Below are 13,114 nucleotides of genomic sequence, written 5' to 3'. Positions count from 1 at the left end.
GTTGTTGGGTAGGGGAGCGTTCTGTAAGCCGTTGAAGGTGGTCTGTGAGGACTGCTGGAGGTATCAGAAGTGCGAATGCTGACATAAGTAACGATAAAGCGGGTGAAAAGCCCGCTCGCCGGAAGACCAAGGGTTCCTGTCCAACGTTAATCGGGGCAGGGTGAGTCGACCCCTAAGGCGAGGCCGAAAGGCGTAGTCGATGGGAAACAGGTTAATATTCCTGTACTTGGTGTTACTGCGAAGGGGGGACGGAGAAGGCTATGTCATCCGGGCGACGGTTGTCCCGGTTTAAGCGTGCAGGTGTGTGCTCCAGGCAAATCCGGAGCGCTTTAACACTGAGGCGTGATGACGAGGCACTACGGTGCTGAAGTGACAGATGCCCTGCTTCCAGGAAAAGCCTCTAAGCTCCAGGTAACACGAAATCGTACCCCAAACCGACACAGGTGGTCAGGTAGAGAATACCAAGGCGCTTGAGAGAACTCGGGTGAAGGAACTAGGCAAAATGGTGCCGTAACTTCGGGAGAAGGCACGCTGGTGCGTAGGTGAAGTCCCTTGCGGATGGAGCTGAGACCAGTCGAAGATACCAGCTGGCTGCAACTGTTTATTAAAAACACAGCACTGTGCAAACACGAAAGTGGACGTATACGGTGTGACGCCTGCCCGGTGCCGGAAGGTTAATTGATGGGGTCAGCCGTAAGGCGAAGCTCCTGATCGAAGCCCCGGTAAACGGCGGCCGTAACTATAACGGTCCTAAGGTAGCGAAATTCCTTGTCGGGTAAGTTCCGACCTGCACGAATGGCGTAATGATGGCCAGGCTGTCTCCACCCGAGACTCAGTGAAATTGAACTCGCTGTGAAGATGCAGTGTACCCGCGGCAAGACGGAAAGACCCCGTGAACCTTTACTATAGCTTGACACTGAACATTGAGCCTTGATGTGTAGGATAGGTGGGAGGCTTTGAAGCGTGGACGCCAGTCTGCGTGGAGCCGACCTTGAAATACCACCCTTTAATGTTTGATGTTCTAACGTGGACCCGTGATCCGGGTTGCGGACAGTGTCTGGTGGGTAGTTTGACTGGGGCGGTCTCCTCCTAAAGAGTAACGGAGGAGCACGAAGGTTGGCTAATCCTGGTCGGACATCAGGAGGTTAGTGCAATGGCATAAGCCAGCTTGACTGCGAGCGTGACGGCGCGAGCAGGTGCGAAAGCAGGTCATAGTGATCCGGTGGTTCTGAATGGAAGGGCCATCGCTCAACGGATAAAAGGTACTCCGGGGATAACAGGCTGATACCGCCCAAGAGTTCATATCGACGGCGGTGTTTGGCACCTCGATGTCGGCTCATCACATCCTGGGGCTGAAGTAGGTCCCAAGGGTATGGCTGTTCGCCATTTAAAGTGGTACGCGAGCTGGGTTTAGAACGTCGTGAGACAGTTCGGTCCCTATCTGCCGTGGGCGCTGGAGAATTGAGGGGGGCTGCTCCTAGTACGAGAGGACCGGAGTGGACGCATCACTGGTGTTCGGGTTGTCATGCCAATGGCACTGCCCGGTAGCTAAATGCGGAAGAGATAAGTGCTGAAAGCATCTAAGCACGAAACTTGCCCCGAGATGAGTTCTCCCTGACTCCTTGAGAGTCCTGAAGGAACGTTGAAGACGACGACGTTGATAGGCCGGGTGTGTAAGCGCAGCGATGCGTTGAGCTAACCGGTACTAATGAACCGTGAGGCTTAACCTTACAACGCCGAAGATGTTTTGGCGGATTTGAGAGAATATTCAGCTTTGATTCAGAGTCCGAAGGATTTTGCGCTGAGACAAGGCGGCAAACGAAGGAAAGGAAGGAGCATACAGAGGTATGTGACTGACTTTACGAGAGCAGCCAACGCGGTATCAGTGTAAAAGACACAGGACAGAGCACAAGAATTTGCCTGGCGGCTTTAGCGCGGTGGTCCCACCTGACCCCATGCCGAACTCAGAAGTGAAACGCCGTAGCGCCGATGGTAGTGTGGGGCTTCCCCATGTGAGAGTAGGACACTGCCAGGCATCCATTAGGTGAAGAGGCCATCCGGAAGGATGGCCTTTTTGCGTTTTTGTCTGTCAAAAACCCTCAACGCTGTTGCTGCATTAACCACGTCAGAATGAAAGAAACAATCTCGTCAATGTTGTTCAAATCCAGAACCGGTACCTGAAGCGCCAGAGGAATATTGCTGGCGACGGCAATCACATACTCATCCAGCACTAGTTCCTTCGCATCGTGGCCGCTGCCTTCTCTGAAAAGCACAATTTTAGCCACCGGTTCGTGCTTAAATCCTTCGACGAGTACCAGATCCAGCGTTGAGGCATCCATTCTGCTGACAAGCCAGGTGAGATCCAGCTCAGGTTCCTCCGGTGTTTCGGTCATGAGAGCCCAGCGCTGTGCACTGGCCACAATCGTTTGTGCGGCGCCCGCTTTACGTAACTCATAACTGTCCTTGCCGGGCTTATCGACATCCATATCGTGATGCGTATGTTTTATCAGCCCGGGACGCACACCCGCTGCACACAGTGCGGGAATGAGTTTTTTGAGCAATGTGGTTTTCCCTGTTCCGCTCCAGGCGGCAACCGCAAGTAATGGGATCATGCCTTCTCCTGCCAGTAGGCGAGATCTTCCGGGGTATTCACATTTGCAAATGCCGGTTTGAAGTGACTCAAATCCACGCTGTGCCCGCCGTTTTCGCGCATGAAAACCATTACCCTGCGCTCACCTCGTGCCAGATAAGCAGCCAAAGCCGGAATAACACCGCGGTGCATTAATGCGATAGTAGGATGATCGCGCTCGCCATCGTGAACCCATACGACAGGCGCATCACGTTGTTTATCCTGCAGACTCGCGAGCAATGTCTGAGGAATATGAGGGGTATCGCAAGGGCAAAACAGGAACCATTCATTACTGCTGCATTGCTGCATTACCGAAAGCATACCGGCTAGCGGCCCAGGATAATTTGCCAGGCTATCCTGAATAACCGGAAAACCGCTTTCCTGATAAGTTTCCAGATTACGGTTAGCGCTGATGACCACAGACGAGACCTGCGGCGCCAGCATATCAGCGACATGCTTCCAGAGCGGTTTGCCGTTCAGCATCAGCAATCCTTTATCCTGGCCGCCCATACGTGACGCTTTACCACCTGCCAGTACCACTCCTGTCACCGGTCCCCATGCATTCACCAGTATCGCCTCTTTTATTGTGGGATTGACCCTGTTACCGTGTCTCTCTCAAGAGTAAGGAGCACGACCATGAAATGTAAACGTCTGAACGAAGTTATTGAACTTCTCCAGCCAGCCTGGCAAAAAGAGCCGGAACTGAATCTTATGCAATTTTTGCAGAAACTGGCGAAGGAGTCAGGTTATGACGGTGAACTGGCTGATTTATCCGATGATATTCTGATCTATCACCTGAAAATGCGCGACTCCAGCAAAGATGCCGTCATTCCCGGTATTCAAAAAGATTACGAAGAAGATTTCAAAACGGCGCTGTTACGCGCCCGCGGCGTGATTAAAGAGTAAAACCTTGTAAGCAGAGCCACCGAAATTGCTGTGAAATGATATCCTGAATTATTCGTATCGTTTTCGGAATCAGGATGAACGGCAAGGCTTTCACATTCCAGACACTTCACCCGGATACCATCATGGATGCCCTGTTTGAACAAGGGATTCGGGTGGATTCCGGTCTCACTCCTTTAAACAGTTATGAGAACCGTGTCTATCAATTTCAGGATGAAGATCGCCACCGTTACGTGGTGAAGTTTTATCGTCCTGAGCGCTGGTCCGCAGAACAGATCCTTGAAGAGCATCAGTTTGCGCTGGAACTGCAGCAGGATGACGTTCCCGTTGCCGCGCCGCTCATCTTTAACCAACAAAGCCTGCTGACACATGAGGGCTTTTATTACGCCATATTTCCCAGCCTCGGTGGCCGCCAGTTTGAGTCTGATAACCTTGATCAGATGGAATGGGTGGGACGTTATCTTGGCCGGATACATCAAACCGGGCGTAAAAAACGTTTCGTGGCCCGGCCGGATATTGGTGTTAAGGAATATCTGATTGAGCCACGGCAGGTTTTCGACACCGCGACCCTTATTCCCCGCAGCTTAAAAGCCGCTTTCCTTACTGCAACGGATTCGCTCATCGATGCTGTTATGGCGCAATGGCATGGCCGGTTTAATACCCTGCGTTTACATGGCGATTGCCATGCGGGAAATATACTCTGGCGTGACGGTCCGTTATTTGTGGATCTCGATGATGCCCGCAATGGTCCGGCTGTACAGGATTTATGGATGCTGCTCAATGGCGACCGCGCCGAACAGCGTATGCAGCTGGAAATGATTATTGAAGCGTATGAAGAATTTAACGCCTTCGATATCGATGAGATTGCCCTCATTGAACCTTTACGTGCCATGCGTATGGTTTACTATCTTGCATGGTTGATCAGACGCTGGGACGATCCTGCCTTTCCCAGAAATTTTCCGTGGTTAACCGGGGAAGATTACTGGCGTAAGCAGACTGCAACTTTTCTTGAGCAGGTGAAGGTTCTGCAAGAACCCCCTCTTCAATTAACGCCAATGTATTAATTTGATATTTCAGGAGAGAATGACATCATGAAAAAAATATGGCTGGCGCTGGCCGGTATGATTCTGGCATTTAGCGCATCCGCAGCGCAGATCACCGATGGTAAACAATACATTACCCTCGACAAACCGGTTGCAGGAGAGCCTCAGGTCCTTGAGTTCTTCTCCTTCTATTGCCCGCACTGCTACCAGTTTGAGGAAGTGCTGCATGTTTCCGATACCGTGAAGAAAAAGCTGCCGGAAGGCACCAAAATGACCAAATATCACGTCGAATTCCTCGGACCGTTGGGTAAAGATATGACCCAGGCATGGGCTGTCGCGATGGCGCTGGGCGTAGAAGATAAAATTACCGCGCCGATGTTTGAAGCTGTACAGAAAACCCAGACTGTGCAAACTGTCGCGGATATCCGTAAAGTCTTCGTGGATGCTGGCGTGAAAGGCGAAGAATACGACGCGGCGTGGAACAGCTTTGTGGTGAAATCTCTGGTGGCCCAGCAGGAAAAAGCAGCGGCTGATCTCCAGTTGCAGGGCGTCCCGGCGATGTTCGTTAACGGTAAATATCAGCTGAATCCGCAGGGTATGGATACCAGCAGCATGGATATTTTCGTTCAGCAGTATGCCGACACAGCGAAACAACTGGTCGAGAAGAAATAAAAAATCACGCCGGTCATCGACCGGCGTTTTTACAGGTAGATTTAATCGCTTCTATCTGAATATCTTTTTCACTCCATAAGGTATTCAGCCACAGCTGGAAACGGCGCTTGAAGTTCTTATCGTTAACGTAATCACCGTGTAAATCCTCAGCCACCGGCTCCATATTAATGCGCACAACGATCCGCGTTAACCGGCCAGAAATCATATCGAAGAACGGCGTTTTATCGTTTTCCGGGTAGCACAGCGTGACGTTTAATAGTTTATCGAATTGCGAACCCAGTACATTCAAAGTCATGGCGATGCCCGCCGCTTTAGGCGGTAACAGATGCTTATACGGTGAGCGCGTCTGGCGTTTTTTTTCTTCCGTAAAGCGGGAGCCTTCAACAAAATTCACAATCGTCGTGGGATGAGCGCGGAATTTCTCGCACGAGCGGCGCGTGGTTTCGACATCCTTTCCACGGCGTTCCGGATGACGAATCAGATAGCTTCTGGAATAGCGCCGCATAAAAGGCATATCCAGCGCCCAACATGCCAGACCAATAAAAGGTACCCATGCCAGTTGCTGTTTCAGGAAGTATTTATTCATCGGAATATGCTTGCGAAACAGCACGCACAGGACCACGATATCGGCCCAACTGTGATGATTACAAATCAGCAGGTACCAGTTTTTTTTATTCAGCCCTTCAAGCCCTTCGATATCCCATTTTAGCCAGGGGTTGAGATGCAACAGCATCGCGAGGCCTTCACACCAGCAATACATCATAAAGTTGCAAAAAGCGGAAATCGAACGCCAGACGGCCGGAACGGGCAAAAGAAGTTTAATCATCCCGGCAAGGATGATCGGCACGGAACACAGCACTGTGACCAGGATCGTAAGAATAACGCTAAGCAGGAGCGTTAAAAGAGCGAGTAATCTCGACATAGTTCATTATTTCAGATAGTTAGCCACACAACGTGCACTGAGTACCGGCACAAGGGGCTGATTTTATCAGAAAATGCACACAATGATGGGGCCTGGCGGAAGAGAAAAATAGATATTACTTATATCCACATGGAACAAATTGTCATCGTTTTGTATTATAGCGCGTTATTCCTGGTATAATTTATTGAAATATTTGACTTAATTTAATCCCTCGTGACGTTGTGACTATGGTTTTATTAGTCATTACAATTCTATGCACAAACTTATCCACAGGCCGATTTTGCGAGCGATCTTCTGGATCTGCAAAACTTCTCAACAATTACGGCGAAAAATTCATGTTTTCAGTCTGTCTGTGGCATCCTTTACCCCTATTCTGAAAAACAGGCACGGAAATTATGGTTCAGATCCCTCAAAACCCACTCATTCTTGTTGATGGCTCTTCCTACCTCTACCGGGCGTATCATGCGTTTCCTCCGCTGACGAACAGTGCAGGCGAACCCACCGGAGCGATGTATGGTGTGCTGAACATGTTACGCAGCCTGATCATGCAGTATCAACCTACTCATGCCGCCGTGGTCTTTGATGCGAAGGGCAAAACCTTCCGTGATGAACTGTTTGAACATTACAAATCGCATCGCCCGCCAATGCCGGACGATCTGCGCGCACAGATCGAACCGCTGCATGCGATGGTAAAAGCGATGGGGTTACCGTTGATGGCGGTCTCTGGCGTTGAGGCGGATGATGTTATCGGTACCCTGGCGCGTGAAGCTGAAAAAATGGGCCGCCCGGTGCTGATCAGCACCGGTGATAAAGACATGGCGCAGCTGGTCACGCCGGGTATCACGCTTATTAATACCATGACCAACACCATCCTCGGCCCTGACGAGGTGGTAACGAAGTATGGCGTACCGCCGGAACTGATTATTGATTTCCTCGCACTGATGGGGGATTCCTCGGATAACATCCCAGGCGTGCCGGGCGTTGGTGAGAAAACGGCGCAGGCGCTGTTACAGGGGTTAGGGGGTCTGAATACGCTGTTTGCCGAGCCGGAAAAAATCGCCGGGCTGACCTTCCGTGGCGCGAAAACCATGGCGGCGAAGCTGCAACAGAATGAAGAGATGGCCCGACTCTCCTATCAACTGGCCACCATCAAGACGGATGTCGAACTGGAGCTGACCTGTGAACAACTGGAAGTCCAGCAGCCGATCGCCGATGAGCTGCTGAGTCTGTTCAGAAAATATGAATTCAAACGCTGGACGGCTGACGTCGAAGCAGGCAAATGGTTACAGGCCAAAGGCGCCAGACCTGCGGTAAAACCGCAGGAAACGCTGGTTATTGAGGCTGAGCCAGAAGCGCCTGCCGCGACACTGTCAGCCGAAAACTACGTCACCATCCTTGATGAAGAAACGCTCAAAAGCTGGATCGAAAAGCTGAAGAAAGCACCGCTGTTTGCCTTTGATACCGAAACAGACAGCCTGGATAACGTCAGCGCTAATATGGTCGGGCTCTCTTTTGCGACGGAACCCGGCGTTGCCGCGTATGTGCCGGTTGCCCATGATTACCTCGACGCGCCAGCGCAAATCCCACGCGATCGGGTGCTGGAACTATTAAAACCGCTGCTGGAAGACGAAAAGAGCCTGAAAGTGGGGCAGAACCTGAAGTACGACCGTGGGATCCTGCAGAATTACGGCATCGAGCTGCGCGGTATTGCGTTTGATACCATGCTGGAATCGTACACGCTGGACAGCGTTGCGGGCCGCCATGATATGGACAGCCTCTCCGATCGCTGGCTGAAGCATAAAACCATCACCTTCGAAGAGATTGCCGGCAAGGGCAAAAACCAGCTCACTTTTAATCAGATCGCCCTTGAAGAGGCGGGGCGTTACGCGGCGGAAGACGCGGATGTCACCCTGCAACTGCACCTGAAAATGTGGCCGAAGCTGCAGCAGGATAAAGGGCCGCTGAATGTTTTCCAGCACATTGAAATGCCGCTGGTACCGGTGCTTTCGCGCGTTGAGCGTAACGGGGTGAAAATCGACCCAGTGGTGCTGCACAAGCATTCCGAAGAGATCGCCAAACGGCTGGTCGAGCTGGAGCAGAAGGCGCACGACATCGCTGGCGAGCCGTTCAATCTCTCGTCCACCAAACAATTGCAGACGATCCTGTTTGAAAAACAGGGCATTAAGCCGCTGAAGAAAACGCCTGGCGGCGCGCCGTCGACGTCGGAAGAGGTGCTGGAAGAGCTGGCGTTGGATTACCCGCTGCCGAAAGTGATCCTCGAATATCGCGGCCTGGCGAAACTGAAATCGACCTACACCGACAAACTGCCGTTGATGATCAGCCCGAAAACCAGCCGTGTGCATACCTCATATCATCAGGCGGTAACGGCAACCGGGCGTTTATCTTCCACCGATCCGAACCTGCAAAACATCCCTGTACGTAATGACGAAGGGCGCCGCATCCGTCAGGCATTTATTGCCCCTGACGATTACCTGATCGTCTCTGCCGACTACTCGCAGATTGAGCTGCGCATTATGGCGCATCTGTCGCGCGATAAAGGGCTGCTGAAAGCGTTTGCCGAGGGTAAAGACATTCACCGCGCAACGGCGGCTGAAGTCTTTGGTTTGCCGCTGGAGAGCGTCACTGGTGAGCAGCGTCGCAGCGCGAAGGCGATCAACTTTGGGCTGATCTACGGCATGAGCGCGTTTGGCTTGTCCCGCCAGCTCAATATCCCGCGCAAAGAGTCGCAGAAGTATATGGATCTCTATTTCGAACGTTACCCGGGTGTACTGGAATATATGGAGCGCACCCGCGCGCAGGCGAAAGAGATGGGCTACGTTGAAACCCTGGAAGGGCGTCGCCTCTATCTGCCGGACATCAAATCCAGCAACGCGGCACGTCGCGCCGGTGCGGAGCGCGCCGCGATTAACGCGCCAATGCAGGGAACGGCAGCGGACATCATTAAGCGTGCGATGATCGCTGTCGATGCCTGGCTGCAAAAAGAGCAGCCGCGCGTGCGTATGATCATGCAGGTACACGATGAACTGGTGTTTGAAGTGCACAAAGATGAGCTTGCGGCGGTCTCGAAGAAAATTCACGAGCTGATGGAAAACAGTACAACGCTGGATGTTCCGCTGCTGGTGGAAGTGGGCAGTGGAGAGAACTGGGATCAGGCTCACTAAGCTCGCGATTTTTTGTAACTTAGCAACATAACTTATCGCTTTTTGTGATGGTTATTAGAATTTGCTATGTAAACAATGAAAAAAAACTACAAAAAGTGCTTTGTTACGCGCACAAAAAAGAGTAGAGTTATTCGCGTAGGGTACAGAGGTAAGATGTTCTATCTTTCAGACCTTTTACTTCACGTAATCGGATTTGGCTGAATATTTAGCCGCCCCAGTCACTTATGACTGGGGCGTTTTTTATTGCGCTAAAGAAAAAGCGCGGACAGTGCCGCGCGTTGTATTATTCTTCCGCTGCCTCTTCTGGTGGGATGTCGCTAAACCACGTATCCAGCTTCTGCCGAAGCTTATCCACACCCTGTTTTTTCAGTGAAGAGAAGGCTTCCACCTGCACGTCGCCGTTAAAGGCAATCACCGCTTCACGAACCATATTGAGTTGCGACTTACGCGCACCGCTGGCCAGCTTGTCGGCTTTCGTCAGTAGCACCAGTACCGGAATATTGCTGTCTACCGCCCACTCAATCATCTGTTGATCGAGATCTTTCAGCGGATGACGGATGTCCATCAGCACCACCAGGCCTTTCAGGCACAGGCGCTTTTCCAGATATTCACCCAGCGCACGTTGCCATTTCCGCTTCATCTCTTCCGGAACCTGAGCATAACCATAACCCGGCAGGTCAACCAGACGTTTGCCTTCTGCCGTTTCGAACAGGTTGATCAGCTGCGTACGGCCCGGCGTTTTTGAGGTACGCGCCAGGTTTTTCTGGTTGGTCAGTGTATTCAGGGCGCTGGATTTACCCGCGTTGGAGCGGCCTGCAAACGCCACTTCGATCCCGGTATCTTCCGGTAAGTGGCGAATATCTGGCGCGCTGGTGACAAAACGCGTCAGTTGATAATTGTAATTTGCCAAAACGGTCGTCTCCGTTAATTCATGTTATGGCGGGGATTATACCTGAACCGGGGGAAAACGCTGTTTTTCCCTTGGTGAGGATGGCGGAAAGTGCCCGCGCCGCTGTAAGATTATTGCCCGAGTTTCCCTGAGAAATCTAAGAATACCCTTAGTGGTCTTATTCTCGGTAATGATATAAATCAATAAGTTATCTACGAGATAAAATCCGAAAAAACGAATTTGGCTATTTTTTGACTTGTCTGTTTTCTGGAACACGGTAAAGTAGCTTTCAACGGAGAGGACGCCGTTGGATAACAGACTCAGGACGAGGGTCAGGAGCGCCAGGAGGCGAAGACAAAAGGATTGTCAGGAAGACAAAACGTCCGGAGACGTTAGTGCAAGGAAAGGGAACAGAAAACGGATTGTCACGCTAAGGGAAAGACAGGGTACGTCGTTAGCAGACAAGGAATGTGAAACCCGTATGGGTTGTGAGTCAAGAAAAAGGCGGCAGATTACTCTGTCGCCTTTTTTCTTTGTGCGGATTCTGCTAGATTCCGCCTCAATTCTATACTGAAAAAAACAGCGTAAAGACCCACAATCATGAAAAAACCGACATCCGCACCGCGCGGTAAAGCACCGGCAAAAAATCGCCGTAAAACGCGCGAAGAACTGAATCAGGAAGCCCGCGACCGTAAACGCGAGAAAAAACATCGTGGTCACACGCCAGGCAGCCGTGCGAGTGGCGGGGCAGATGCTTCATCGTCAAAAAAACAACAGCAGCAAAAAGATCCACGAATTGGTAGCAAAAAACCTATCGCGCTGGGCGTTACCGACGCGCCAGTGACCAAAAAGCAGCACAAACCACAGAGCGAGAAACCTATGCTTTCACCGCAGGCTGAGCTGGATATGCTGGAAACTGATGAGCGCCTGGACGCGCTGCTGGAACGTCTGGAAGAGGGCGAAACCCTGAATGCTGAAGAGCAGTCCTGGGTGGATGCCAAACTGGATCGTATTGATGAACTGATGCAGCAACTGGGTCTGTCCTACGATGACGACGAAGAGGATGAAGACGACGGCAAAGAAGATATGATGCGCTTGTTGAAAGGCGGAAATTAACATTTGCATCCCGTCGGTTTTATTGTCCTGCTTATAACCCTTCCGGTTATATGTTATCTGGCGTGGTTATTCGTTAAACTACGCAGGTTGTCGCAGCAGCAAAAGTGGCTGCGTAACCGGCTTCTGAACCGTCATTCGGGCAGAGCGGTGCGTCGTACCCGCCAGCGACACCATCGGAAGGAGTGAACATGTCTGAGCAACAAATCGACTGGGATCTGGCCCTGATCCAGAAATATAACTATTCCGGGCCGCGTTATACATCATATCCGACCGCGCTGGAGTTTAATGAAAACTTCGGCGAGTCCGACTTTTTGCAGGCGGTGGCGAAATACCCTGACCGCCCGCTGTCGCTGTATGTTCATATTCCGTTCTGCCACAAGCTCTGCTATTTCTGCGGCTGCAACAAGATAGTGACCCGCCAGCAGCATAAGGCTGATCAATACCTCGATGCGCTGGAGCAGGAAATCCGTCACCGCGCGCCGTTATTTGCCGGGCGTCATATCAGCCAGCTTCACTGGGGCGGCGGCACGCCAACCTATCTCAATAAGGCGCAAATCAGCCGTCTGATGGGGTTGCTGCGCAGTCATTTTCAGTTTAATGCCGACGCTGAAATTTCTATCGAAGTGGATCCGCGCGAGATTGAGCTCGACGTTCTCGATCACCTCCGCGCGGAAGGCTTCAACCGCCTGAGCATGGGTGTGCAGGATTTCAATAAAGAAGTGCAGCGTCTGGTGAATCGCGAGCAGGACGAAACCTTTATTTTTGCGCTGCTGAACCACGCTCGCGAGATTGGTTTTACCTCCACGAACATTGACCTGATTTATGGTTTGCCGAAGCAAACGCCGGAAAGTTTCGCTTTCACGCTGCACCGCGTGGCGGAGCTCAATCCTGATCGTCTGAGCGTGTTTAACTACGCGCATCTGCCGACGCTGTTCGCAGCGCAGCGCAAAATTAAAGACGCTGATCTCCCTTCCGCCCAGCAAAAACTGGATATTCTGCAGGAAACCATCGCCTCGCTGACCCGTGCGGGGTATCAGTTTATCGGTATGGATCACTTCGCGCGTCCCGACGATGAGCTGGCGGTGGCGCAGCGCAACGGCGTTCTGCATCGCAATTTCCAGGGGTACACCACGCAGGGTGATACCGATCTGCTGGGCATGGGCGTTTCCGCTATCAGCATGATTGGCGACTGTTACGCACAGAACCAGAAAGAGCTGAAGCACTATTACCAGCAAGTGGATGAAACTGGCAATGCGCTGTGGCGTGGTATTGCGTTAACGGAAGATGATTGTCTTCGTCGTGACGTGATAAAGGCGCTGATCTGTAACTTCCGGCTTGATTTTTCCGCCGTCGAACAGCAGTGGAAGGTGGATTTCCAGGATTACTTTGCGGAAGATTTGAAACTGCTCGCGCCGCTGGCGAAAGACGGGCTGGTGGATGTTGATGCGCATGGCATTCAGGTGACGCCAAAAGGGCGCCTGCTGATCCGCAATATCTGCATGTGCTTTGACGCGTATCTGCGTCAGAAAGCGCGCCTGCAGCAGTTCTCGCGGGTAATTTAAGTGTTTGAGGCCCGTTCCCGGGCCTCAACTAGCTAAACAGTCCGACCAGTGCCGCACAGAGCAACGCGGCCACCGCCGTTTGTGGCGTATGGCTGTCGACTGCGCCGCTCGACACCAGATTAATCAATGATTCAAGCATGATAACCCCCTGCGTTGCCGCGCAAGATCATACCCAACTCATCGGAACAGTAAAGCG

Annotated in this window: 12 protein-coding genes and 2 rRNA genes; 9 read left to right on the top strand and 5 right to left on the bottom strand. The window is 51.8% G+C overall.

The genetic code is table 11. From position 1 onward, the window contains the following. Both AOY23_RS19710 and rrf read left to right on the top strand, forming a co-directional pair. A 23S ribosomal RNA gene (locus tag AOY23_RS19710) occupies positions 1 to 1,730 on the top strand; the annotation flags it as partial. A 189-nt stretch (positions 1,731 to 1,919) separates the two neighbouring features. After that, positions 1,920 to 2,035: ribosomal RNA gene (gene rrf / locus AOY23_RS19705) — 5S ribosomal RNA — on the top strand. A gap of 64 nt (positions 2,036 to 2,099) precedes the next feature. Here the strand turns inward: rrf and mobB are convergent. Together mobB and mobA are read right to left on the bottom strand one after the other, a co-directional pair. Continuing rightward, a complete protein-coding gene (gene mobB / locus AOY23_RS19700) occupies positions 2,100 to 2,612 on the bottom strand; it encodes a molybdopterin-guanine dinucleotide biosynthesis protein MobB (protein ID WP_054180968.1) in 513 nt (170 codons plus the stop codon). Next, the gene (gene mobA, locus AOY23_RS19695) at positions 2,609 to 3,196 is read right to left on the bottom strand and encodes a molybdenum cofactor guanylyltransferase MobA (protein WP_268807255.1); all 588 of its coding nucleotides are present in this window, start codon (positions 3,194 to 3,196) and stop codon (positions 2,609 to 2,611) included. Before mobA ends, mobB begins: the two co-directional genes overlap by 4 nt. A 69-nt stretch (positions 3,197 to 3,265) precedes the next feature. Here mobA and AOY23_RS19690 point away from each other — a divergent pair, with 69 nt between their 5' ends. From AOY23_RS19690 to dsbA, 3 genes are all read left to right on the top strand, one after another. Continuing rightward, positions 3,266 to 3,535 (top strand): YihD family protein, encoded by a 270-nt coding sequence (locus tag AOY23_RS19690; RefSeq protein WP_038161419.1) that lies wholly within the window; start codon positions 3,266 to 3,268, stop codon positions 3,533 to 3,535. Positions 3,536 to 3,609: 74 nt separating this feature from the next. Beyond that, on the top strand, positions 3,610 to 4,596 hold the full coding sequence (locus tag AOY23_RS19685; protein WP_054180966.1) for a serine/threonine protein kinase: 987 nt from the start codon (positions 3,610 to 3,612) through the stop codon (positions 4,594 to 4,596). Between the two features lie 27 nt (positions 4,597 to 4,623). Next, positions 4,624 to 5,247, top strand: coding sequence for a thiol:disulfide interchange protein DsbA (gene dsbA / locus AOY23_RS19680; RefSeq protein ID WP_054180965.1), 624 nt, complete (start codon positions 4,624 to 4,626; stop codon positions 5,245 to 5,247). Between the two features lie 13 nt (positions 5,248 to 5,260). On the opposite strand, the gene AOY23_RS19675 is transcribed toward dsbA, so the two are convergent. Continuing rightward, complete coding sequence (locus AOY23_RS19675) at positions 5,261 to 6,169, bottom strand: acyltransferase (RefSeq protein WP_054180964.1); 909 nt, start codon at positions 6,167 to 6,169, stop codon at positions 5,261 to 5,263. Positions 6,170 to 6,564: 395 nt separating this feature from the next. Between AOY23_RS19675 and polA the strand changes: the two genes are divergently transcribed. Further along, positions 6,565 to 9,351 carry a DNA polymerase I gene (gene polA, locus AOY23_RS19670; RefSeq protein ID WP_054180963.1) on the top strand — a complete coding sequence of 929 codons (2,787 nt, stop codon included), beginning with the start codon at positions 6,565 to 6,567 and terminating at the stop codon, positions 9,349 to 9,351. Between the two features lie 153 nt (positions 9,352 to 9,504). Then, positions 9,505 to 9,552, top strand: coding sequence for a small protein SpfP (gene spfP / locus AOY23_RS23320; RefSeq protein WP_071892919.1), 48 nt, complete (start codon positions 9,505 to 9,507; stop codon positions 9,550 to 9,552). Between the two features lie 82 nt (positions 9,553 to 9,634). Here the strand turns inward: spfP and yihA are convergent, their stop codons facing one another. Then, a complete protein-coding gene (gene yihA / locus AOY23_RS19665) occupies positions 9,635 to 10,261 on the bottom strand; it encodes a ribosome biogenesis GTP-binding protein YihA/YsxC (protein ID WP_054180962.1) in 627 nt (208 codons plus the stop codon). 579 nt (positions 10,262 to 10,840) lie between these two features. On the opposite strand from yihA, the gene yihI reads away from it, so the two are divergent. Next, positions 10,841 to 11,356, top strand: a complete 516-nt coding sequence (gene yihI, locus AOY23_RS19660) for a Der GTPase-activating protein YihI (RefSeq protein WP_054180961.1) — start codon at positions 10,841 to 10,843, stop codon at positions 11,354 to 11,356. A gap of 188 nt (positions 11,357 to 11,544) precedes the next feature. Then, on the top strand, positions 11,545 to 12,918 hold the full coding sequence (gene hemN, locus AOY23_RS19655) for an oxygen-independent coproporphyrinogen III oxidase (protein WP_054180960.1): 1,374 nt from the start codon (positions 11,545 to 11,547) through the stop codon (positions 12,916 to 12,918). A 28-nt stretch (positions 12,919 to 12,946) separates the two neighbouring features. On the opposite strand, the gene AOY23_RS22750 is transcribed toward hemN, so the two are convergent. After that, on the bottom strand, positions 12,947 to 13,057 hold the full coding sequence (locus tag AOY23_RS22750) for a YshB family small membrane protein (RefSeq protein WP_152958647.1): 111 nt from the start codon (positions 13,055 to 13,057) through the stop codon (positions 12,947 to 12,949). Positions 13,058 to 13,114: the final 57 nt, after the last annotated feature.

Source organism: Trabulsiella odontotermitis (assembly GCF_001297775.1).
Classification (GTDB): domain Bacteria; phylum Pseudomonadota; class Gammaproteobacteria; order Enterobacterales; family Enterobacteriaceae; genus Trabulsiella; species Trabulsiella odontotermitis.
Note: the sequence above shows the minus strand (reverse complement) of the source record. Positions and strands in the feature narration are given on the sequence as shown.